The following is a 23,492-nucleotide window of genomic DNA, read 5'->3' on the forward strand; positions in this document are numbered from 1 at the left end:
TGCTTTCTGCCAGAAGCGGACGTTAAAGAGTGTTCTTATGTCTCGATCTCTTTAACAATTTTCGTTGACAGTTTATTTATTGTCTTTTTAATTAAATTATGCTTTCACACTCCTCTGGAACTAATTTTCTCAAAGATACAAAGCTAACCCCTTTATTTTTTAGAATAACAAATGACTTTTTATCGTGGTTGCAAAGGTTTCTAGCTTTAACTACCCTATCTTCTTCTGTATTTCCTTTAACCAAGGGTAAATACTTATCTAAATTTTTGTATGGGTTTTCTATGTTTTTATCAAGAAACACTTGGTACAAGAGTAACCAGTGCTGGTCTATATCAAAAAGACTCATTTGGAGAATGCTTTGACAATATGCAACAACCTTTTGTTGGTGTTTTTTAAATAAATACAATGTCGTAATCGCAATCACGTCACCCGTATTTATAATTTTTTCAGCGATTTCATCGCTTAATATTACCGAGTAATATTTAGCAATATAGAAAAGACACCAAACCATACCATCTGAATTTTTATTAATGATGCATTCATTTAAAGTAAAGACAAGTGACTTATAGTAGCTATCGTTTGATTCTCTTGTAACAACCGAAAGAAGGTCGCCAATCAATGGCAATAGTATCGGGTAATGCATTATTAAGTTAACACTGTAATCGAGCAAAGCAATCTTGGCTGTTGGCGTAGCTTTGTTAATTAACGATTTCAATGTGAATTTAAGGATGCTACCACCAGCGTTCTTTTCCTGAAGACCTATGGCGTAGTCGAGCATTTTTATACAATAGAACTCATTTACTTTAGTGCACTGACTTATTCTCGAACCTAGATCAGAAACCCAATCAGCTGCTGTGGGCTTCGGAAGTTTTTTGATTTCGGTCTTCTTTATATTTAAAAGCAAACCATATGTAGACAAAAACGCTGAAAGATCTCTAATGAAGGACTCTGACTCTTCGTATGTCGAACAGAAAGCGGTGTAATCATCGATAAACCTATAAAATTCGTAACCTTTATCTTTTAAGAGTTTATCCACCTCATACAATATAATTTCACTAACTATATTTGATGTGCCAGGCCCTATAGCTATTCCAGTACTTTCATCCCGCTTCATCATCCTTTGCTGCTTATCTAAGTCATTCTCAAAACCGTCCTTTTGGTTTAGTTTTGCTGCTTGCACACCTAAAAGTGCCCATGGTATTGAATGGGTATAAATACTTGGATAAAAGTTTGAAATATCGGAATGCACAATAAATTTTTTTCCTTTACAGGCATCGTTATATCTCTTCGTTTTGCGTTTAGATTGTTCATACGTCATTATAATAATCCGACCATCTTTATGCTTTAAAGGTCGAATTATGCTGTTTTCGTTTTCTTCGATATGACTTATGGAGTTCCAGTTTTCTGTTATTGTATTAACTAGATGTGCGTAGGGTAAGGGATGTGGTATGGATATCTTACGGTGAACATTATTAAATCGAGTTACGTTAAATGATAAATCATCATACCCACCTTTACGTAGTGGTATTGAGACTAATTCATCTGCAACATCAGTACTAAAAAGTTCTGAATTAAAAATTGATGGCAATTCTTCATTTCTGTTTTTTTGTTGCGGAAAATAATTTGACTTAAGAAGCCCTTTTTTTACAAATTTTGAGCCTATCCTTCGATTCTTCTTTAGCGACATACCAGATCCATTTTTAGCAGCATAACAGTTAATTAAATTAAATTCATAATAAACCAACTTAAACATATGCCGTATAAATATTTTAAACGGCCAATGTCCACTTGGGGTAGAAAGCAGTCATCACAAGCTCTCTCATATAACACTAGCAATAAAAAAGCACAGTAAAACAGATTCTTGCGATAAATGAGAGTTATATTCTTTTTTTGAAAAGTACGAGTTGCTGACTTTGTATTGAGTGGTAGCTGTTTTTACTTTTTTTAAACAAAAAAACACACGTTGAAATGTTTTATTTCGCGCCAACTCTTTCTTTTTATTTATTTTCAAATAGGGGTGTTGGCGTGCCATTACTAGGTAAGCATTGACTATAACAGAAGATAACAGGCTGTAGGAACAGATAGTATTGGATTATGCCATATCATTTTAATGTTAACGTTTTCATTTCTGTTGGCGTCTTGCTTAGCAAATAATACGATGATTTTTATGTTAAATGAGAGTGTGACTCAGCAGGAATGTGATCGATTAACGGATAAGCGCTTTAGTGATGCGAGTGTAGAGTATTTGAGAAACCCAACGTGGTTAGCTTATCCATTATTACTAAGGGCTATTTCTTCTTGCTGATCTAGTAGCTTTGTCTGCTCCTTCACCTTTTTATCAAACGCGCTTTTATGTTTTTTGGCGACGGATTGTGCGAGTGGAATTTTTGCTTTCATGGGGTCGACGGGGCGGCCGTGGATATGGAGTTCAAAATGAAGATGGGGGCCGGTGGAGCGGCCGGTGTTGCCGGATAGGGCGATGGTTTGGCCGCGGGTAATAGACTCTCCTCGGCGCACGAGTACTTTATGCAAATGTAGATAGCGCGTTTTGTATTGTCCGCCATGTTTTATATCGATATAGCGGCCAGCAAAAGGGTGGTTGCCAACGCGGGTCACTACGCCGTCACCGGTCGAGAGCACTTTGGTGCCAGTGGGTGTGGCAAAGTCGGTACCATTATGGGGCGATACGCGTCCGGTTACTGGGTGAACTCTTCTTGGATTAAAGCGCGAACTAATTCGGTAGCGTTTGGCGAGTGGGGTGCGGGTAAAGGCGCGTGCTAGGCTTTTGCCTTTTTTATCGTAATAGCGGCCATCATCGAATAAAAAAGCGGTGTGTTCATAAGCGCGTCGTTGTATTCGCGCACTTTCAATACGTGTTTGGCCGGTAGGTTTGCCGTCAATGGTTTGTATGCCACGTATAATTTGAAACTTGTCTCCTTTGCGCATCGAGCGGGAAAAGTTGAGTTGCTCTCGAAAAATTCGCGTTACTGTAGCGGCTTCTATTTCGGTCATGCCTGCGCGCTGCGCGGATAAATAAAAAGTATTTTCCACTTCTCCACCTACGCGTTTACTTTCCCATATTCCCTCTCGACGAATGGTCTCGTATTCAAAAGCATTATCTGCAATGCGTCGATAAATAATACGATGGCCCGCGTGTTTATACAGTTCCATTTCTTTGAGTGTTTGTGTTTCTTTGTCGTAACGAAAATAGAGCGCTTGCCCGGGGCGAAGTGTTTCGAGTGCCAGTAAAGATTCATCGGCGCTTAAAATATGTCGTAGAGTCGTTTGCCCTAAATCGTATTGATCGAAGATAACGCTGAGAATATCACCTGAGCGGATAACGACTTTATCCTCTTGTTTTTCTGGTTCTGGTTCTGGTTCTGGTTCTGGTTCTGGTTCTGGTGCTGATACTATATCTGGCGTTACGGTAGGGGTGTTAGCTGTTGGCTCAACGGGTTCTGTACGAGTGCTGTTGGTTAGCGTGTTGTCTGTAGAGGTTTCTGTTTGTGTATTAGCAATTTTATCGTCGCTGGTTTTATTGCCACTGATTTTACTGCCATTGATTTTACTGCTATGTAAAGGGAGCGTTAATTCAATCGTTTGGCGGGTTTGCGTTATGTCTTCATCTTCTGGTGTGTATAGTCCGAAGGCTATGAGAATAATTAAGAGCGCAATAATAGTGGCGATGTGTTTATAGGGAATAAAAAGAGTGTGCTTCTTTGAAGGCATGATGCGTTATCGAATCTCGGCGGTAAAAGTGAGTAATTATACGTGATCGGCAGCGCAACCAGCGCAACCAGCGCAGTAGCCAAATAAAGTGATTTCATGGTTGGTCATATGAAAACCTTTGGGGAGTAGCTGCTCTAAATGCCCGGGACAGCCGTTGATCTCAAAAACAGATTCGCAGGTTTGGCATTTAAAATGGTGGTGATGATCAAGGTCAGCGCGCTCGTAGCGAGTGCTGTCGCCGGGCAAACACACGGTGTTTGCAACGCCTTCATCCACCATTTTTTTCAATGTACGAAAAACTGTCGCAATACCTAGCTTGGGTAATGACTGTTGGGCGTGGGCTAACAGCTCTTTGGGTAAGAGAGGGCGTTCGGCCTGTTTGAGCATCGCTTCAATGACTTCTCGTTGCTTGGTGTGACGTTGTTGGTGCATTGGTTGTTGCTTCTCGCTGTAATAATGCTTGAGACCTTAATGATAGTGAATTATCATTAAGGTCTCAATCACCAATATAGGTTTGTTCTATGCCCCAATCGTACACATTAATTAAACATGCGCAAATGGTGAACGAAGGGCGTATTGTCGAGGCAGATATTAGAATTAAAAATCAGCGCATCGATAAAATTGGTAAGGATATCACGGCACTACCGGAAGAGACGGTTATTGATGCTCAAGGAAAGTATTTATTACCCGGTATGATCGACGATCAAGTTCATTTTCGTGAGCCGGGCTTAACCCATAAAGGGACGATCGCGAGTGAATCTCGCGCGGCGGTGGCCGGTGGTATAACCAGTTATATGGAAATGCCGAATGTAAACCCAGCGACTACATCGATTGAAGCTTTAGAAAAAAAGTATGCCATTGCAGAACAATCGTCAATCGCCAATTATGGGTTTTACTTGGGCGCAACGGAAGATAACCTTGAACAGATACAACGCTTAGACCCTAAAAAACATTGCGGTGTTAAGGTGTTTATGGGAGCGTCTACGGGCGACTTGTTGGTTGAGCATCCTCAAGCGCTCGATGCGATTTTTCGTGAAAGTCCTGCGCTGATTGTGACCCATTGCGAAAGCGGCCCCGTTATCGCCAGCAATCTCGAAAAGATACGTGCATTAAGACCGCCGACGATAGCCGATCATCCAGTGATACGTGATACTGAAGCGTGCTTTGCCTCTTCATCTTATGCAGTGGGTTTAGCAAAAAAATATCGCAGTCAACTTCATGTTTTGCATATCACTACAGAGAAAGAATTGAGCTTGTTTGAAGCTGGCCCGATTGAAAATAAACATATTACGGCAGAGGCTTGTGTGCATCATCTTTGGTTTTGTAATGAAGATTATGCGCGCTTAGGCAATTTTATTAAGTGTAACCCGTCGATAAAATCATCCAGTGACCGTGATGCACTCATACAGGCGCTGCATAATCAGACAATTGATATTATCGCAACGGATCATGCACCTCATACCTTAAATGAAAAGCAAGTCGACTATAACCAAGCACCTGCGGGTTTACCGCTGGTTGAACATGCATTATTGAGTTTGTTAGATCACGTTAAATATAAGCGCCTGAGTCTAGAGCAAGTCGTTGAGAAAACGGCACATAACCCCGCGATTCGTTATGCCGTTAATGAGCGAGGTTATATTCGTGAAGGGTATTATGCCGATTTAGTGCTGGTTGATTTAAACCAAACGACCGCTGTTAGCCATGATAATACTCGTTACCATTGCGGTTGGACGCCATTTCATAATCATACTTTTTCATCGCGTATCGATAGTACATGGGTGAATGGGCAACAAGTATTTGATGGTCAGCAGCTTATGGATAACGCCGCCACGCCAGCACAGCGATTGGACTTTAATCGTCCAGAATAAAATGAAAAGCTAATGCTGAACTAGTCAATAAAACGCAGATTATTACTGAATAGAAACGTAATGTTTAAACGATCGTCATACCTGCGAAAGCAGGTATCTAAAATCCCGCTGAATAGTCGCGTGACTGAGTCAAGAACTGAGAAATACCCATAAAATAGTGGTTTTTATATCATGTAGCACCATCAGTCAATTGCAATTAGAGATACCTGCTTTCGCAGGTATGACGGCTGGGATATTATTCCGGACAGTTATGGGACTTGATCCGCTACCCCTATAATACAAGCGCCTACTAAATTTCGTATTTTTCGGCATGACTTGTTAAGAGCTATTTTATGTATGCATTTATTTATAATTCCTTGTTGACTCCTTTGGTTTTTATTGTCTCTATTGCGTTAATATCTGTTCCGCTTTATGCCGATGCTAAGTTACCTTCTGTCGATGACCTCTGCTATGAAATCGGTAATCAGTTGGGTAGTGTGTCGGTGAGAGATTGTTTGCAGCAACAATTGAGGAGTAACGGGCAGCGTTCTCATCAGCAGCGATTGATCACCCATAAAATATATCCGCCTTTAGTTGCTCGATATCCTTTGGGGCGAGTACTGTTAGTGGGTGGTGTTCATGGGGATGAGTATTCTACGGTATCTATTGTGTTTAAATGGATGGATATTTTAAATGAACATCACTCTGGCTTATTTCATTGGAAGGTGACGCCGCTGTTAAACCCTGACGGTCTTTTGAGGGTAGGGCGTGCGCAACGACAAAATGGTAATGGGGTGGATCTTAATCGCAACCTGCCATCAAAAGATTGGAATGATTTAGCGTTGCGTTATTGGGATAAGCGCACGGATAAAAATCCTCGCCGTTATCCGGGTCCTTATGCGAATAGTGAGCCAGAAACACAGTGGTTGGTTGATGCTATCCAAGCGTTTCAGCCCGATGTCATTATTGCTGTTCATGCGCCTTATGGCTTAGTAGACTACGACGGCCCGCAAACCGCGCCTAAACAATTAGGTGCATTAAAATTATGGCGGTTGGGTACTTACCCCGGTTCTTTGGGTAATTATGCAGGTGTAGATTTGGGTATCCCTGTGGTGACGATAGAGCTTGCGTCTGCCGGTACTATGCCATCGCAATATGAAATCAGCCGTATGTGGACAGACCTAGTGCGTTGGTTGAAAAGAGAAGTCCCCAAGCAACGATCAGCAAAAATGAAGTAATCTCATTCGAGTTAGTGCTTTATTATTGTTCGCACTTTTACGGTACTTTTCTCTGCTCTTTATTTTTTATTTTCATATTTACAATACAACGAAGGCTATCACTCACTAATGGATGCTGATAAACATATATTTTCCGCGATCCCGACGAATATCATTACCGGTTTTTTGGGTGCCGGAAAAAGTTCGGCGATTTTACATCTACTTAAGCATAAGCCGAAGAACGAGCGCTGGGCGGTACTCGTTAATGAGTTTGGTGAAATTGGTATTGATGGCAGCTTATTAGAGGGCCAGTACACGCAAGAGCAGGGCGTTTTTATTCGAGAAGTGCCGGGTGGCTGTATGTGTTGCGCTGCGGGTTTGCCGATGCAAGTGGCTCTCAATCAATTATTAACCTATGCAAAGCCCGATCGCCTACTGATTGAACCGACGGGATTGGGGCATCCAAAAGAAGTGCTGCAAACACTCAGTGCCGACGCTTATGCGTCAGTACTTGCCTTGCACACGATTGTAACTTTAGTGGATGCGCGCAAATTATCCGATCGTCGTTATACAGAACATGAGACCTTTAATGAGCAAATTGCCATTGCTGATGTCGTCGTCGGTAATAAGCAAGATTTATATCAAGGTGATGAAAAGGCGCAGTTAGCGACTTATGTAAAACAGTATGGTTCAGAGAAGGCGACGGTCGTTTTTTCTCAGCACGGTGATTTGCATAGCCTTAACTTATCGAATAAAACAACAGCAACGGCTGAACATCACCACCATCATCATCACCATGCTGCAGAGAGTAAGCCGTTATTATCTGATGAACCTATCCCCGAATGTGGCTACCTGAAAGCGATCAATCAAGGTGAGGGTTTTTATAGTATTGGCTGGCGTTTTTCACCTGAGCAGCGTTTTGATGGTGAAAAGTTATCGATATTTTTAAACAGCATTAATGCAGAGCGAATGAAAGCGGTGTTTATCACTAATAAGGGTATGTTGAGTTACAACCTGACGGCGGAAAGCCTGACCGAAAATACGCTAAGCCACTGTGAAGAGAGTCGAATAGAAATTATTCACTCACATATCGATGAGCAATGGGAGGCGCAGTTAATGGCCTGCCTCGCTCCCTTTATTAGTTCTACTAGTGTTAGTTCGATTAGATAGTAGAGGGGGCATACCCACATTTCCATATAAAAAATGACACCCAACAAAAAAGTAAGTGGTCATACCCATGTCATCATGTGCTCTGCGCCAAGGTAAATAAAGGGAATTGCATGAACTTCTTTAGTTTCTTGAATGTATCTTTTGTCACTCACAATCACAGTATGAGCTAAAACATCGGGAGTCATTTCGAGTAAGCCGCTCAACATTAACTCTAAGCCGATAATGGCACATAGGTGATCTTTGAGTATGGTTGAAAATTTTGGAGCATAAAAGCCTCCTCCGTTCATTAATAAATATTCTATTTTTCTATCTGGCTAGATTGTTGTAAAAACGCCTAGCTTTAAATAAGTAACCCAATGCCCATGGCAAGCATTGCAATATTCTCTGTTAAAGACACAAAACCTAGTGGCACATTACTATTGCCGCCAACACAAGCACATGTTAATTCGCGTTTATCTATGTACACGGCTTTGATAACAGAAATAGCCCCGATACCCCCAATAAATAATGCCACAGGTGATACGATTGAGGATGATAAGGAGGACAGCATACCTAAGCCAACAAAGGCTTCTGCGAATGGATAAATATACGCATATCTTACCACTCGCATGCCGAGCAAATCATAAGTAATAAATTGATTAGTAAACGCCTCTAAGTCGCGTAATTTTTGTATTGCCAGTACGCACATCGCAATGGCTGCAAACCATTTTATCGCTGTTAAGCTAATAATCGAGCCTAGCACGCTGTAATGAAGACCTATAGCCATTAAAAAACTGACTAAAAAAATAGCGATAACGGGTCGATATGTAACTTTATTTTTATTCACTACTGGCAACTTAAGATAAACGCGTAAATCGTCATAACCACCAATGCGTTGGTTATCAATAAAAATTTGTGGCGTTGTTTTTACGCCATGTTTTGCTTTAAAGGTATCAGTGGCTTCGCGTGAGGATAATAAACAATCATTCACTTCAAGACCGTTGCGCTGCAAAAGGTCTTTAGCTTTTATACCAAAAGGGCATATATGCTGACGACTGGCCATACGATAGAGCGTGGCTTTTTTTGACATGCTGTTTTCCTTGCGCTAATGCTTATTGTCGCGCTGTAATAATTTGATATTGTTGTGGGGTTAACTCGGGTAGTTTTTGCAAAAAAGCGACCATTGCCCAGATGCGTTCATCACTATGTGTGGGGCCAAACGCAGCCATTCCCGATGCCATAATGCCATGTTTGACAACCCAAAATTGTTGTCGAGCGATAACATTGGGATCATCGTGGGAGCCTTCGCCGTGATCATGGTCGTGCTTATCAGCTGTTAATGTTAGGTTAGGTGGTGCAGGATATAGACCTAACGTCATATCGTTTTCTATTTGCCCTGGCGTTAAATGGCAACCTGCACACATATCATTATAATCGGCGCCACCCGATAACAAGAGTTGAGCGTCTTTGAGTGGTGGCACATCAATATCTTTTGCAGCACGAGCAATAGATTTTGTGCGTAAGGTCTCTAGCATCCAGAACGTAAGCGCATGATGTTTATTGTCTGCACCGATAGGATATACACCAGAATAAATAAACGCGATGGCGAGAATAATTGCAATAAATACCGTGATTAGGGTATGTTTGAGATAATTAAGCATTATTATTAGCCCCTTTGTGTTGTATGTTGTCAGATAATGCAATGATAATGGCAGGTACCGCCAGTAATCGTCAAATACTCATGACGAAAGACCTCATGCTATGTTTTTCTTATCCCATCAATATAAATGAATGATTGATGTAAAAATAATAAAACAGAAAATGTTACCGCCTATTATTTTTATCGAATTGATTGTGTGATCAAACGCATCTATTGATGCGATTTTTTTACATCATCGTCATGGCTCTCATTACCATGATTCTCTTCCTTTTTATCGTGATGCCCATTCATCCCCTTATGTGTATCGTCGTTATGATTTTTCGTCATGCATTGTTTTATCATCGCTTGTATTACGGGGTCACTCATATCCATTTTTCCATGATCCATATTTTTCATGGCCTCACAGTTAGGCTTTTCGGCATTTTCTTTTCTATGTAATTCTGGTGAGTGCGCAATGGCATAGTTGCTGCTTAAAAGCGCGATACCAGTGGTAATAATAATTCGACGAGCAGATAAAAATTTCATAATGTATTCTCCAAAAAGTGTATTTGTTGATATTAAAACCATGCTTTAACACCGATGACAAATTGAGTGTCTTCGGTATTTTTACCATGTTGTTTCGCAACACGTTTAGTTTCGCCATGTTTAGCTTCCCAGTTGACGCCGATGTAGGGTGCAAATTCACGACGAATTTCATAGGCTAAACGCAAGCTAAATTCTGAATTGGCAAAACCAGAGCCGATCTCCGTAGCTGGATCATCCTGCCCAAAAAAATTTAACTCCAACTCGGGAATCAATACTAAGCGTTGCGTTAACATTTGCTCGTATTCTGCTTCAAAACGAAAAGCGCTTCTACTGGACTCCCCAATAAATAACGCCGTATCAATCTCAACGTAATAAGGCGACAAGCCTTGAAAACCAATAACCGCCCAATTGCGTTCTGGTTGAGGATCGAAGTCTCGTTTAATGCCTATCTGAAAATCCCAAAAAGGTGATACCGCTCTACCGTATAGCAGTTGTAATTCAGCACTTTCGTTAGTACCGTCAACGCGCTCTATTTCGGTTTTCAACCACAATTTATTGATGTCATAGCCAATCCACGCCTGTGCTTCTAGTACATCTGGGTCTTCGTCACCACTACGAGTTTCGAGTTGATCAACAGTGAGCATAAACAATAAGGGATCATCTTTTGCGCCTGCCAATGCTGATTGCCCGATTGTTATTAATGCGGCTGCTAACAACCACGAAGTGAATAGCGTGAGTGTTTTCATATGTACCGCCATGGATTTTTTGGTCTGTTGTTTGATTAAAATATTCATTAGCTTATCCATACCTCCCGCATCATGCCGGGCATGTGGTAGAGCAAATGACAGTGATACGCCCATTTACCTTTGGTATCGGCGGTTACTAAATAACTCACACTAGAGCCAGGGTGAACCATGATGGTGTGTTTGCGTGGGATGTAGTTGGGTTCACCTGTTTCAAGCTCACTCCATACGCCATGTAAATGAATGGGGTGTGTCATCATCGTGTCATTCACTAAAACAATGCGAACACGCTCACCATACTTGAGGGCCAAGGGCTCGGCATCAGCAAACCTAATACCATTCATTGACCACATATAGCGACGCATATTACCCGTTAAATGCAGCTGAATTTCACGTTCTGGTTCACGGTTATCAATGGTGGGAGTGAGGTTTCTAATGTCGGCGTAAGTTAATACTTTACGGCCATAACGTTGTTGATGATCACGTAAACCCACGCCGGGATCATTGATACCGTTTTGCATAATTTCTGCCCGCATATCCACGTGTGGGCCAAATTCTGTTTTAGCATGAGCGATTTCGCTATTGGTTCCATAACCCGCTTTGCCTAGTTGGCTACCACCATGGTTCATACTATGATCCATTGCACTGTGGTCTATCTCACCTGTTCCGCTGTGCATTGTTCCATTATGTAGTGTGCCGTGATCCATTTGGCTGTGATCCATGGTGTTGTTATTCATAGCTTCGTGATTCATGCTGCTATGATCCATCGTGCTGTGATCCATTACCACAGCAGTGCTAGTGGCAGCCATACCGCCATGCCCAGCGTGCGCGCCATGATCCATACTTGCCATAGACATGCCCATATCACTATGATCCAAGGTCGGCGCATAATCCATAGCAGGAATATCGGCTTCTAGTGATGCATCAGAGGTGAGAACACCACGAGTAAATCCCGTACGGTCGATACTTTGGGCAAAAATCGTATAGGCACTATCGCCATCAGGCTCGACGATAACATCGTAGGTTTCAGCGACCCCAATACGGAACTCATCAATACTCACAGGTTCTATGTTTTGCCCGTCGCTTGCTACGACTGTCATTTTTAAGCCGGGAATACGCACATCAAATATAGTCATGGCAGCAGCATTTACAAAACGTAAGCGAACCTTTTCGCCGCGTTTAAATAAGGCTTTCCAACCATCCTCTGGAGTCATTCCATTCATTAAGAAGGTGTAAGTCTCGCCAGTGACATCCGCGATGTCGGTTTCACTCATGCGCATTTGATTCCACATGCTGCGTTCATTCCACGTATTGCTCACGCCCTTTTCTTTAATGTCTCGCCATAAGTCGCCCACTGTTCTTTCTCTGCGGTTATAGTAGTGGCTCATTTTTTTAAGTTTGGCATAAATGTTTTCAGGCGTTTCGTCGCTCCAATCTGATAATACGACGACATGATCGCGATCGTAAGCAACAGGGTCAGGCTCTTTAGGGTCAATCACTATTGCACCATAAACGCCTGTTTGCTCCTGAAAACCAGAATGGCTGTGATACCAATAGGTACCACTTTGATTCACTTCAAATTGGTACTCATAAGTATCACCGGGTTTAATGCCTGCAAAACTTAAGCCCGGTACACCATCCATATTGGACGGTAGAATCATCCCGTGCCAGTGAATGGAGCTATCGTGGGCGAGGTGGTTTTTCACTCGCAAAGTCACGGTCTCGCCTTCTTTCCAGCGCAGGGTGGGTGCAGGCAAGGAGCCATTCACCGTTGTTGCCGTTCTTTCCTTACCTGTCATATTGACCGCTTGATAAGCAATATTGAGATCGAATTGCTTCCCTCTTAACACTTGTGGTGGCAAGCGTTTCACGCCGCTATTGCTTATCGCATTGCTCAGTGACAGGCTTGAATGCAAGCCAAGCCCCAAAGCAGCCGTACCCATTGCCATACCCGTAACAAAGCGACGACGTGAAAGCTGAGGAGATGTGAGTATGGGTTTTGTCTTCATTATTTTTTCTCCAAATAAGTCGTGTTATTGGCCGAGACGTTGGCATATGGTGTGCTACTCCCGTCTTGGTTTAGCTGTAGAACCTGATAAGCACGATAGGGTCTATTCGTATCCATACCAGGGCTGCCCATTGGCATGCCTGCAACAGCCAATCCGAGCGCATTACGGGGTTTGTTAGTCAAAAAGTGTTGAATAACATCGGCAGGAATATGACCTTCAAACACATAATTTTTCCATGTGGCGGTATGGCAGGCTTGATAAGCGGGGGATATGCCTAAGCTTTGCTTGATAGTATTGAGATCTTTGGGATGTTGAACCGTTGTAGTAAAACCTGCTTCGTTTACATGTTCCATCCACGCAAGGCAGCAACCACAGCTAGGGCTTTTATATACCATCATTGATTTTGATGTTGCCGGGTCTGTGGTTGTGTCAGCCATGGCCGCTGATGCATAGAGGCATAACAGCGCTACCATTATGCTTATTATCCATATTTGACTTGTGTTGTTAGGCAATATTGCTAGGGGTATAGATGTTTGATGTACATATACTCGCATGATGACTCCTAAAGCCAGTTGCTCAGCTTTTACATTAATAAGGTTATTGGGGATATAAAACGCTTTCTGAGGCTAATTAGCCAACCAGCAGGCGGACTTGTCCTAGCTTATGCAGAAATGGGTGGGCGATAAAGCGTACTGGGGAGGGCATTAATAGGCGTGTCAATAAATGGTGTATTAGATGTTGAATGTGTTTCTTGTATAAGTCCTAGTAGGTGATGAGAGATAAGCAAAGTCTGGCAGACGGTACTGCAATGATCACACATCATTGATATGCCTGATGATGAAGAGTCGCTATTACTAGGCATGATATGCCCCATATGAGTAATAGCCGAAAAACAATCGTTTTGGCTGTCATTGATGCAATCGATATTTGCAGGGGGAGTTGACCATACGGCTGCGAGTAGTTGTTGACTAAACAGCCAAATCAACAACATGGTGGTGAGCTGTCGTTTTTTCATGCAATAGGTTCAGTGTCTACTTACTTATTTTGCTTTTAGTATTTTGTACACATTAAATACCTAGAGTTGGCTCTAGAGTCAATCTTTTTTATTTGTCGATGAGCCTGTTGGGCACTCAAATTTTTTAAGGATAGGGCAATCGCCTTCGCTCTCTAGGCATAGCGCGGTTAGCCTGGAAAACTCCTTTTTTAAGGCTTGAAGCTCTGTAATACGCTGCTCAATAACTTGATATTTTTTAGCTACGAGCGATCTTACGCTAGGCTTGCTAACTTTAGGGTTATTTCTAAAGGATAATAGCTGTCTTATCTCTTCTAAGCTGAAGCCGGCTTTTTGAGCTTCCTTAATAAAAACAATTCGTGTGACATCATTATTACTATAAAGGCGGATTCCTGTGTCTGTGCGTTTAATAACCCCTAACAACTGAATTTTTTCGTAGTAGCGCAGAGTATCTACGTTGAGAGATAGTTCTTTTGCGACCTGCCCAATTTTTTTCATTTCTGTCATTATTTATTGTATGCCTGTACCCTAAATAGGTGCGCTGACGGTAGACGTATAATTAGTCTACGAGTGATAGACGCAGTTAATGGCCTGCCTCATCTCTTTTGCTCGCTCGGCTTGAGAGTAGCGAAGGTAATAATCGATACCCTACATGCGTGATAATAAATAAGAAGGCGCTAACGCAAACGATGGTTGGCCCTGTGGGTGTGTTTAATAAATAAGAGGTTTGCAAACCGGATAAGCCGCAAAAAGCGCCTAGGCAAGCAGCAATAATTGCCATCGCTTCGGGAGTCGGGCTAAACGCACGGGCAGTTGCCGCGGGTACTATCAACATAGCGGCAATCAGTAAAACACCAACGACCTTAATCGCAACGGCAACCACAATAGCAAGCGCAATAGTTAATATCAGTTGTTCTTGTTTGGGCTTAAAGCCACTGGCCAGCGCTAAGTCCGAGTTTAATGTTGATAGTAATAAACCAGACCAGCGCCATACAATGAGGCCAAGTACCGTCAAGGCTCCACTCCATATCACGACAAGGTCGGTGTAGCCAACGGCCAAAATATCACCGAACAAGTACGACATTAAATCGATGCGTATCCCTGATAAAAAGGACACCGCCACTAAACCAATCGCCAATGAAGAATGGGAGGCAACACCTAGCATTGTGTCCATCGCAAAACCTCGACCGCTTAAGCTAGACACCATAATGGCCATTAATAAACAGGCAATAAGCACACCGGCAAATATAGGCGTTGATAATGCGAGTGATAGTGCGATACCTAATACAGCGGCATGAGCTGTTGCGTCACCAAAGTAAGCCATTCGTCGCCAAATAACAAAGCAACCTAAAGGCGCAGCGGCTATCGCAACACCAACGCTGGCGAGCATTGCTCGTACTAAAAAATCATCAAACATGAGTGTTACCGGATATGTGTATAAGAGTGGTGACCTTGGTGAAGATAAAGTGCCGCTTCACTGTCTTTGTCGAGGCCGAATAGTGCATGGTATTCAGGGGAGCCGCTAACGGTTTCTGGTTTACCTTGGCAGCAGATGTGGCCATTCAAGCAAATGACACGATCTGTTTGTCGCATTACTACGTGAAGCTCATGGCTAATCATAATAATGGCGCAGCCTAAATTTTTTCGTACGCTGGCTATCTGTCGATAAAAGTCAGCAGAACCGCGGTGATCCAAGCCTTGTGTCGCTTCATCCAGTAATAATAAATCAGGGTTGCCTAGTAGTGCCCGAGCTAATAGTACGCGCTGAAACTGACCACCAGACAAATCCATAATTTGTTGTTTATCCAAACCGGATGCCCCAGCATGAGCCAGTGCGTCGGCCACGGTACTTGGTGAGTGGCCGCTGGGTAAATTCATAAAACGCTTGACGGTCATGGGGAGTGTTTCATCAATGTGCAGGCGCTGAGGTACATACCCAATACGTAGACCTGACTTTTTCTTCACTGTGCCCGTGCTTGGAGTGATTGCGCCAATTAAGGTTTTGAATAGCGTCGTTTTACCTGAGCCATTAGGGCCAAGAATAGTGACGATCTCTTTGGGGTTGACGGATAAGTTGATGTTACTTAATACTTTTCGCTTGCCCAGATGAACCGACATCTTGTCGCATTCAATTAACATAGTGATACCTGATGTTGATCTTTGATGGGTTGCCATAATATGAATAGTTATCATTTAAATGGCGTGTTTTGTTTGTTGCGAAACAATAGTTATGTTATAACATAACTATTGTTGTGTTTTCTATTTAATACCCCAGATTATATTTTGCTTAATAAACCGCTATACCAGCCATTCCACTGACAACCGGAATTGAGTAAACACTTGTGTTATAGAGATACCAGATTAAGTCTGGTATGACGAAAAAGCTTAATGGGGCTTCCATAAATACGTTACGTATCTGTTTAGCATTAACAATTATAACTATTCTACCACTTTTACAGGAGCGCCTAATGCGTTATCAGTTTTTCATTTCTATTGCGTGCGCACTCGGGTTGTCAGGCAACACTTTTGCGGCACCTACGGTTGCCACCGATATTGCACCTCTACATTCATTAGTTAGCCAAGTCATGCAGGGTGTGGGCCAGCCTACATTACTTATCCCCGCAGAAGCTTCGCCTCACCACTACACATTGCGTCCCTCCGAAGCGAAGGCATTGGCAAATGCAGATCTTGTTTTTTGGATGGGCGAAAGTTACACACCTTGGTTAGAAAAAGCGATACACAATGTGGCGGGTTCGGCACAAAAAGTAGAAATATTAGCCCTTGAAGATACCATCACTCATGGCTATCGCGAAGGCGCAACGTTTGAATCTCATGACCATGGTGAAGAAGATCACGGTGGTGAAGAAGATCACGGTGAAGAGCATCATGAAGAAGGCCATCATGATGATAAGCATGAAGAATCAGGTGAACATCACAACGATGAGCATCATAAAGATGCGCATCATGATAATAAAAAAGAAGATCATCACGACGAGCATAAAGAAGGTCATCATAGTAAACACGAAGAAGGTGAGCACGACGATCATCATGATCACGAAGGTAGTGATCCGCACGCGTGGTTAGATCCTGAAAACGCTAAGCGTTGGGTACAACACATTAGTGGTGCATTATCAAAACATGACCCTGATAATGCGTCTATTTATAGTCGTAATGCAGAAAAAACCATCGCTTCATTGAACGTGTTGATTCAGTCCACAGGCGCTAAAGTGGATGCTCTTAATCAGCCTAAATTTATCGTGTTTCATGACGCTTATCAGTATTTTGAAAAACGATTTGGTATTGCAGCCACAGGCTCTATTTCATTAGGTCATGCACAAGCGCCAAGCCCGGCGCGTATTAAAGAGATTCGTGATACCGTTAAGCGTTTAGGCGTGACTTGTGTGTTTACCGAGCCTCAATATAATTCGGGTATGGTTAACACGGTTTTTGAAGGTACTACCGTTTCCACCATTGGTGTGATGGATCCTTTAGGCGCTCGTATCGCTGAGGGTACTGGCCATTATCAAGCGTTGATTGAAGGTATGGTTAATAGTTTGAGCGAGTGCCAGTAAACGAATCCATAAAAGGTAGCGCCGATAAACGCTTTTTAGCGTTACCTTTTAAAGTATAAATGTCAGGTCTTTAGGCAAAAATATCCCAGTATGGATGCTGGCGTTGAGCCTACATGGAGTATTGACGGCGTATTTTGACTGAGGCCTGAAGTCTCCACCTCTATCTTTATCTCTATCTTTATCTCTATCTTTATTTCTATAACTATTTATCGTGAGTCTGTTTTAGTTCCATAATCACATTACAGTATTTTCTACGATAAATGCCTTAACGTGTTACGCTTGGAATTTATTGATAGTTATCACGTAAGGTTATAGGGTCTGCCATGTTTAACTTTTCTTTTCATAATCCTACACGTATTCATTTTGGTTCCGAAAAAATTGCGCAAATTGCCAGAGAGATTCCGGCGGATGCGAGGGTGTTGGTCATTTATGGTGGTGGTTCGATTAAATCGAATGGTGTTTATGAGCAAGTTAAAACCGCGCTGGGAGAGCGCCATTGGTTTGAATTTGGGGGTGTTGAATCTAACCCCCAATACGACACACTCATACAGGCGTTAGATGTCATTAAAGCGCATAACATCGATTACCTATTGGCCGTTGGTGGAGGCTCGGTTATCGATGGTAGTAAGTTTATTGCAGCGGCTAGCCACTATGAGGGTGAGGATCCGTGGGATATTTTTACCAAGCATTATCGCGTAAAGGCGGCACTACCACTGGGTGTGGTATTGACACTGCCAGCGACAGGTTCCGAATCCAATACTGTATCGGTAGTGAGTCGCGGGCAAGATAAGCTATCGTTTGCCAGCTCGCGTGTTCGTCCCTTGTTTGCCGTGTTAGATCCTGCGGTGGGGCTGAGTTTGTCACTAAGACAAGTCAGCAATGGGGTTGTTGATGCTTTTATTCATGTTATCGAGCAGTATTTAACGTATCCAGTGAATGCCAAAGTGCAAGATCGCTTTGCTGAAGGTTTGTTATTAACACTGATTGAGGAAGGCCCCAAAGCTCTCGATCCAAAGACCTGTGATGACTTAGATGTGCGTGCGAATATTATGTGGAGCGCGAGTCTTGCGCTTAATGGTTTAATTGGTGTGGGAGTTCCTCAGGATTGGACAACACATATGATTGGCCATGAAATTACAGCCGCTTATGGTGTTGATCATGCGCGGACGCTCTCGATTATCTTACCCGCAGTGATGAAGCATCAACGGCAGAATAAAGCCGCCAAATTAAAGCAATATGCAGAGCGTGTTTGGCAAGTCGTTGACGGAAGTGATGAAGAAAAAATTGATGCCGCTATTGCTAAGACGGAAGCTTTCTTCAAACGTATGCAGGTACCTGTACGCTTAAGTGAAGCGAATATTGGCGCTGATGCAGTCGATAACATATTAGCCCAGTTAGAATCCCACGGCATGCTTAAGCTAGGAGAAAACCAAACCATCACGCTTGAAAAAAGTCGTGAAATTTTAACGTTAGCGATCTAGTTCTAAGCACCTCGTTTTATCAATAATATAAGGCATCACTGCTACCCCGTTAATTTTTAAAAAATCTATGCCGACAAGTGATAGAAAATTTATAACAAAGGGTGCTCGCTACCGCTACTGGCTTGCAGTGCGGCTTGAAAAAGGCTTATGTAGCGTGAAATGCATTGAAAGCGATAACTTGCTTTGCTCATTCTCTTGGCTTACGGCCAGAGCGTAATCATCCGATGTTTTTAAATCGATGAATTGATCATTGATATTTAGTTCTGAAAAATAACGATAGCTTAGGAGATTTTTGACCATCTTCTGCGCCATTGTTTTTAAATTATTTTCGTTGTTTGATTGGGATAGTCATGCATTTAGAAACTGCATTTTTGACACACACCACTTAATTCTAATTGCGGCTTACTGAGATGAAAGCCTGTTTTGTCTATCAATGCTTGCAAACTTTTAACTGCGGATGAATCGATAGCAATTTCTTCTACGCCTTGACATTGCTCACAAATCAAAAATTGTGATAACTCATTTTTATGCTCGCACACGATATGGGAGCATGCGACATATTTGTTTGCTAATCCTAAGCGATGGGCTAAACCTTGATTTTGCAAAAAATCGAGTATTCTATAAACAGACATAGCCGGTATGATTTCATTCAGTGTTTGTTTGCAGTAATCGACTAGTTCGTAAGCAGAAACGGCTTTTTTTGATTCTAATAATGCGAGCAGTACAATTTTACGTTTTTTGGTTAACCGCTCGCTTTTGGCTTTACAGTGCTGTTCTGCAAGTGCGATGTGCTGATCGAATGTGTTCATTTAGAACATCCTAATTATGTTTTTAGTGAGTTATCACATGGGTTTACGAATTTTTACGCGCTAACAAAAATCTAAGGTAAGGAGTAATCGTTTTTGATCATCAGATAATGAGGGCGAGCGATGAACCAGCCCGCGTTCTTCATTACCTATCCAGCCACTGCCTTTTAATAAAGCAACCTGTTGATTGCTGACCTGCTGTATGGTTTTATCGCCTTGGATAATGCCCGATTGATCATCGGGTAAACCGTTGGCGCCTCTGCCTAAACGTGAACGATCAATGTTGTCTTCTTGTAGCCATTCTGTACCTAAACCACCATAAGTTGTCACTAGCCGGCAAGGTATTTTATCGACATGAAAACGTGGGCACATCGCTGTTTTTAATGGTGTTATGCGTAAGCCAACTTCTTGCACATCAAACAGACAGGCAAACATATCAATAAGGAAGGCTACGTCATTTTGAAAGATGTCCTTATGCTTTTCTTCAGGCAATAATTTTTCGAGCTCATTGTTTAGATTATTTAACGACAACATTAATCGCGGTGTATGTAAGGGATGCTGGCTTATCCACTGACTCGCATAGCTGTCGAGCATAGGTTGAGATTGTCGTTGCCAAATCGCAATGTTGACATTTTCTTTGTAAATATCCGTGAGCATGGATGTATCATCTCCTGCAGCGAGTCCAGCTAAGTGACCACATTCAGAGGTATTATTTATTCTATTAGGCTGCATCGCTATCGTTCCATGAAGGGAATGGATCGGCCAGTGTTTTCCAAAAAGCTTTGCCTTGTAATAATTCCTCATCAGATAATAAACAATGATCGAGTTGTTCTATGATTTTTTGTTGGTCTAAGCCTTGGCCAATAAAGACTAACTCTTGACGCATGTCGCCAAAAGGTTCGACCCAATTCTTTTCGATAGACGCTAAATAATCGGCATCGGTAGGCCAGTTTTCTTTGGGAACCGATTTCCAAAACATACCGCCAAAGCCATAACGCGCAATGCCACCAGCTTGACTCCATTGCCCCGCAAACTCTGGTTGGCTGGCTAACCAAAAATACCCTTTAGAGCGAATGAGTTTGCCATGTTGTTTGGTATTGTGTAAAAAATTGTAAAACTTTTCTGGGTGGAAAGGCTTTCTCGCGGTATAGCTAAAACTACCAATGCCATACTCTTCCGTTTCGGGAACATGTTCCCCCCGCATTTCTTGTAACCAGCCGGGTGCTTGTTGTGCTTTTTCAAAATCAAATAGGCCGGTATTTAATACTTCCTTCAGTTCAACTTTTCCGTTTTGGATAGGGATGATAGAGGCCGATGTATTGAGCGTTTTGAGTATAGCTATAAGACGTTCTTGCTCTGTTGTATCGACGAGGTCTGTTTTGCTCACCAAAATAACATCCGCGAACTCTACTTGATCAACCAGAAGGTCAGCCACACTGCGGTCATCTTCATCGCCAAGATGTTCTCCTTTGTCTTGTAACGATTGTGCTTCGTCATAATCATTAAGAAAATTCACTGCATCAACAACGGTGACCATGGTGTCTAATGTAGAGACATCCGATAAAGAAACTCCCTCTTCATCGGCAAAAGTAAACGTTTCTGCGACCGGTAAGGGCTCGGAAATACCGGTGGATTCAATCACCAAATAATCAAAGCGTCCGTCTTTTGCCAACTTATTCACTTCTAACAGTAAATCTTCTCGTAATGTGCAGCAAATACAGCCATTACTCATTTCTACCAGTTTTTCTTCGCTATGGCTCAGTGACACTTCATTTTTTACCGTAGCGGAGTCAATATTAATTTCGCTCATATCATTCACGATAACCGCGACTTTACGCCCCTCACGATTATTTAATATATGGCTTAATACGGTAGTTTTTCCGGCACCTAAAAAGCCAGAAATTACGGTAACGGGGAGTTTGTTAGCTTGTTTCATATTCACTCTGTATTAACGGTAGGTATACGGTATGTAGGGTTATTATAGTTATGTTATAACATAACACAATATAATATCAGTAAAAGAATATGAGAGGTTATTGGCGAGGGTATGCAGTACCTGATGCGGTTCAGGTTGATGTGTTCAGCTTCAAGAGGAGAAAGTCGGTGGTGAAGTGCGGTTTCAATACCGAATAATAGTAAAACTTATGATTAGGCTAGCCCATTGTCTACTAAGTGTCTTACAAGTAGCATTGTTAAGTTTTCACGTCGCGACTTGTCAGGCCATACCGCATAGCACTCAAGAGGTTCTACATCCCATTCTGGAAGTACTCGCACTAGATGACCGCTTTTAAGGTCTTCATTCACCAAATTTTCGGGGAGAATGGTGATTCCTAAATCTTGTGTAACAAAATTTCTCAATGCGTTTACGCTATTGACGTCAATACGCGATTTTTCTGGGAGCCGCACCACATCTCGGCTACTTGAGGATATTAGTTCGATGATATTTGAGCGCATTTGAAATCGTATCCAATCCCACTCCTGTAAATCTGAAGGGTGCTTGGGTAGAGCTTGGCTGTCTACATAGCGCTTACTTGCTACAAGCACTCGTTTCATATTTCCCACTTTTCTAGACATCATTGAGCTATCACTGATGCCGTTAACTCCAGCACGGATACTTAAATCGAGCCCGTCATTCAGTATATCGATAATGTGGTCGGTGTAATACAAAGAGATAGAAACATCTGGGTATTGTTTTGAAAAGCCTGCAATTGAAGAAGAAATCACGGAATACTCTAAAAAAGCGGGAAGCGTAATTTTAAGCATACCAACAGGATGTTGCGATAGTAAGTTGAGCTCATTTAACCCTGATTCTGCACTTCTCACCATAGACGTCGCATGTTTATAAAATTGTTTTCCCTCATTAGTGAGCGCGAGTTTTCGTGTTGTGCGATAAAACAAAGTAACCCCTAGGTACTGTTCAAGGTCAGAAATAGTCTGACTAACTCTTGATGGTGCTAGATCAAGCTCTTTAGCTGCGGCGCGAAACGTTCCTTTATCAACCACTCTTGCAAATATTGCCATATGGCGTAGGTATTGAATCATTGTTCTGTTTTTCGGATTTATAAAGTTAAATTGTTATGTATATTAATAATAATACGTGAAAGCTATAGTAGCAACCGTCCTGAACAGGGCAGACCAATTAAAGGACTGCGGCCATTAGTGGCGGGGCTCGACTAGTCTAATCGCATTGTGGACTCATGCATAAGTCATTCGAGGTTAATCAGAGGTTCCTTTACTTTTTATATTAATTATCCATCAGGAGATCACCGTGAATATCAAATTATTTTTTATGGTTGCTGTAGCAGCATTGCTTTCTTTTAATGTTTCTGCCGATGCAAACAGAGCAGATATTGAGCCATTTTATGCATTTTTAAGTAACCCAGGCTCTGAAAGTCATGCAGCAGCTTTTCGTGAGTCAGTAAGTAGTGATTGGGAGAGTATTGGAAATTACTCGGGCACTAATAAAACCCAAGATAAATTTGTGAAACAATTAAAAGGCTTTAGCCAATTAATACCTGATCTAAATTGGAAGATTGAAGAGCTAGTGATTGATGGCAGCAAAGTTGTTGTACGTAGCCGAGCAACGGGAACCCCTAAAGGTCCCCTATTTGGTGTTGACGGTCAAGGGAAGGGTTTTGAAATTTTAACGATTGATATACACACGATTAAAAATGGGAAAATCGTTAATACTTATCACGTAGAAGATTGGTCAGGTGCTTTGCAACAGCTAAGTGCTAAATAA

24 protein-coding genes are annotated in these 23,492 nt (G+C 42.1%); 6 read left to right on the forward strand and 18 right to left on the reverse strand.

Going from position 1 to position 23,492, the window contains the following annotated elements:
• Window positions 1-91: 91 nt before the first annotated feature.
• From drt4 to ACZ5O6_RS04150, 3 genes are all read right to left on the reverse strand, one after another.
• Window positions 92-1,753: an antiviral reverse transcriptase Drt4 gene (gene drt4 / locus ACZ5O6_RS04140; RefSeq protein ID WP_447091000.1), complete on the reverse strand. Its 1,662-nt coding sequence runs from the start codon at window positions 1,751-1,753 to the stop codon at window positions 92-94.
• A 515-nt stretch (window positions 1,754-2,268) separates the two neighbouring features.
• Window positions 2,269-3,729: a peptidoglycan DD-metalloendopeptidase family protein gene (locus tag ACZ5O6_RS04145; protein ID WP_447090999.1), complete on the reverse strand. Its 1,461-nt coding sequence runs from the start codon at window positions 3,727-3,729 to the stop codon at window positions 2,269-2,271.
• Between the two features lie 36 nt (window positions 3,730-3,765).
• A complete protein-coding gene (locus ACZ5O6_RS04150) occupies window positions 3,766-4,161 on the reverse strand; it encodes a Fur family transcriptional regulator (protein WP_447090998.1) in 396 nt (131 codons plus the stop codon).
• An 89-nt stretch (window positions 4,162-4,250) separates the two neighbouring features.
• Here ACZ5O6_RS04150 and ACZ5O6_RS04155 point away from each other — a divergent pair, with 89 nt between their 5' ends.
• The 3 genes from ACZ5O6_RS04155 (at window position 4,251) to ACZ5O6_RS04165 (ending at window position 7,963) form a co-directional block, all read left to right on the forward strand.
• Window positions 4,251-5,597 (forward strand): dihydroorotase, encoded by a 1,347-nt coding sequence (locus ACZ5O6_RS04155; RefSeq protein WP_447090997.1) that lies wholly within the window; start codon window positions 4,251-4,253, stop codon window positions 5,595-5,597.
• A 332-nt stretch (window positions 5,598-5,929) separates the two neighbouring features.
• Entirely contained in the window at window positions 5,930-6,814 is an 885-nt protein-coding gene (locus ACZ5O6_RS04160) for a M14 family zinc carboxypeptidase (protein WP_447090996.1), read from the forward strand.
• 108 nt (window positions 6,815-6,922) lie between these two features.
• The gene (locus tag ACZ5O6_RS04165; protein ID WP_447090995.1) at window positions 6,923-7,963 is read left to right on the forward strand and encodes a CobW family GTP-binding protein; all 1,041 of its coding nucleotides are present in this window, start codon (window positions 6,923-6,925) and stop codon (window positions 7,961-7,963) included.
• Between the two features lie 59 nt (window positions 7,964-8,022).
• Here ACZ5O6_RS04165 and ACZ5O6_RS04170 read toward each other — a convergent pair whose 3' ends face one another.
• The 11 genes from ACZ5O6_RS04170 to ACZ5O6_RS04220 all read right to left on the reverse strand — a co-directional run bounded on the left by ACZ5O6_RS04170 (window position 8,023) and on the right by ACZ5O6_RS04220 (window position 16,030).
• On the reverse strand, window positions 8,023-8,250 hold the full coding sequence (locus ACZ5O6_RS04170) for a hypothetical protein (protein ID WP_447090994.1): 228 nt from the start codon (window positions 8,248-8,250) through the stop codon (window positions 8,023-8,025).
• Between the two features lie 53 nt (window positions 8,251-8,303).
• Window positions 8,304-9,032 carry a MauE/DoxX family redox-associated membrane protein gene (locus ACZ5O6_RS04175; protein WP_447090993.1) on the reverse strand — a complete coding sequence of 243 codons (729 nt, stop codon included), beginning with the start codon at window positions 9,030-9,032 and terminating at the stop codon, window positions 8,304-8,306.
• Window positions 9,033-9,054: 22 nt separating this feature from the next.
• Window positions 9,055-9,603: a c-type cytochrome gene (locus tag ACZ5O6_RS04180; RefSeq protein ID WP_447090992.1), complete on the reverse strand. Its 549-nt coding sequence runs from the start codon at window positions 9,601-9,603 to the stop codon at window positions 9,055-9,057.
• A 209-nt stretch (window positions 9,604-9,812) separates the two neighbouring features.
• Window positions 9,813-10,127 (reverse strand): hypothetical protein, encoded by a 315-nt coding sequence (locus ACZ5O6_RS04185; RefSeq protein WP_447090991.1) that lies wholly within the window; start codon window positions 10,125-10,127, stop codon window positions 9,813-9,815.
• 32 nt (window positions 10,128-10,159) lie between these two features.
• On the reverse strand, window positions 10,160-10,921 hold the full coding sequence (locus ACZ5O6_RS04190) for a copper resistance protein B (RefSeq protein ID WP_447090990.1): 762 nt from the start codon (window positions 10,919-10,921) through the stop codon (window positions 10,160-10,162).
• Window positions 10,921-12,879, reverse strand: a complete 1,959-nt coding sequence (locus ACZ5O6_RS04195) for a copper resistance system multicopper oxidase (protein WP_447090989.1) — start codon at window positions 12,877-12,879, stop codon at window positions 10,921-10,923. Before ACZ5O6_RS04195 ends, ACZ5O6_RS04190 begins: the two co-directional genes overlap by 1 nt.
• On the reverse strand, window positions 12,879-13,433 hold the full coding sequence (locus ACZ5O6_RS04200) for a DUF411 domain-containing protein (RefSeq protein WP_464283542.1): 555 nt from the start codon (window positions 13,431-13,433) through the stop codon (window positions 12,879-12,881). Before ACZ5O6_RS04200 ends, ACZ5O6_RS04195 begins: the two co-directional genes overlap by 1 nt.
• Window positions 13,434-13,540: 107 nt before the next feature.
• Window positions 13,541-13,894: a hypothetical protein gene (locus tag ACZ5O6_RS04205; protein WP_447090987.1), complete on the reverse strand. Its 354-nt coding sequence runs from the start codon at window positions 13,892-13,894 to the stop codon at window positions 13,541-13,543.
• 78 nt (window positions 13,895-13,972) lie between these two features.
• On the reverse strand, window positions 13,973-14,398 hold the full coding sequence (locus tag ACZ5O6_RS04210; RefSeq protein WP_447090986.1) for a heavy metal-responsive transcriptional regulator: 426 nt from the start codon (window positions 14,396-14,398) through the stop codon (window positions 13,973-13,975).
• Window positions 14,399-14,474: 76 nt separating this feature from the next.
• The gene (locus ACZ5O6_RS04215; RefSeq protein ID WP_447090985.1) at window positions 14,475-15,308 is read right to left on the reverse strand and encodes a metal ABC transporter permease; all 834 of its coding nucleotides are present in this window, start codon (window positions 15,306-15,308) and stop codon (window positions 14,475-14,477) included.
• 5 nt (window positions 15,309-15,313) lie between these two features.
• Window positions 15,314-16,030: an ATP-binding cassette domain-containing protein gene (locus ACZ5O6_RS04220; protein ID WP_447090984.1), complete on the reverse strand. Its 717-nt coding sequence runs from the start codon at window positions 16,028-16,030 to the stop codon at window positions 15,314-15,316.
• 329 nt (window positions 16,031-16,359) lie between these two features.
• On the opposite strand from ACZ5O6_RS04220, the gene ACZ5O6_RS04225 reads away from it, so the two are divergent.
• Together ACZ5O6_RS04225 and ACZ5O6_RS04230 are read left to right on the forward strand one after the other, a co-directional pair.
• A complete protein-coding gene (locus ACZ5O6_RS04225; RefSeq protein WP_447090983.1) occupies window positions 16,360-17,463 on the forward strand; it encodes a zinc ABC transporter substrate-binding protein in 1,104 nt (367 codons plus the stop codon).
• 323 nt (window positions 17,464-17,786) lie between these two features.
• Window positions 17,787-18,944, forward strand: coding sequence for an iron-containing alcohol dehydrogenase (locus tag ACZ5O6_RS04230; RefSeq protein WP_447090982.1), 1,158 nt, complete (start codon window positions 17,787-17,789; stop codon window positions 18,942-18,944).
• Window positions 18,945-19,300: 356 nt separating this feature from the next.
• On the opposite strand, the gene ACZ5O6_RS04235 is transcribed toward ACZ5O6_RS04230, so the two are convergent.
• The 4 genes from ACZ5O6_RS04235 to ACZ5O6_RS04250 all read right to left on the reverse strand — a co-directional run bounded on the left by ACZ5O6_RS04235 (window position 19,301) and on the right by ACZ5O6_RS04250 (window position 22,792).
• Complete coding sequence (locus ACZ5O6_RS04235) at window positions 19,301-19,753, reverse strand: Fur family transcriptional regulator (protein WP_447090980.1); 453 nt, start codon at window positions 19,751-19,753, stop codon at window positions 19,301-19,303.
• A 60-nt stretch (window positions 19,754-19,813) separates the two neighbouring features.
• Entirely contained in the window at window positions 19,814-20,482 is a 669-nt protein-coding gene (locus tag ACZ5O6_RS04240) for a DUF1826 domain-containing protein (RefSeq protein WP_447090979.1), read from the reverse strand.
• Complete coding sequence (gene zigA, locus ACZ5O6_RS04245; protein ID WP_447090978.1) at window positions 20,472-21,686, reverse strand: zinc metallochaperone GTPase ZigA; 1,215 nt, start codon at window positions 21,684-21,686, stop codon at window positions 20,472-20,474. The genes ACZ5O6_RS04240 and zigA overlap by 11 nt, the downstream gene beginning before the upstream one ends.
• Before the next feature lie 212 nt (window positions 21,687-21,898).
• Window positions 21,899-22,792, reverse strand: a complete 894-nt coding sequence (locus tag ACZ5O6_RS04250) for a LysR family transcriptional regulator (RefSeq protein WP_464283543.1) — start codon at window positions 22,790-22,792, stop codon at window positions 21,899-21,901.
• Between the two features lie 226 nt (window positions 22,793-23,018).
• Here ACZ5O6_RS04250 and ACZ5O6_RS04255 point away from each other — a divergent pair, with 226 nt between their 5' ends.
• Complete coding sequence (locus ACZ5O6_RS04255; RefSeq protein WP_447090976.1) at window positions 23,019-23,492, forward strand: ester cyclase; 474 nt, start codon at window positions 23,019-23,021, stop codon at window positions 23,490-23,492.

Source organism: Eionea flava (assembly GCF_055393785.1).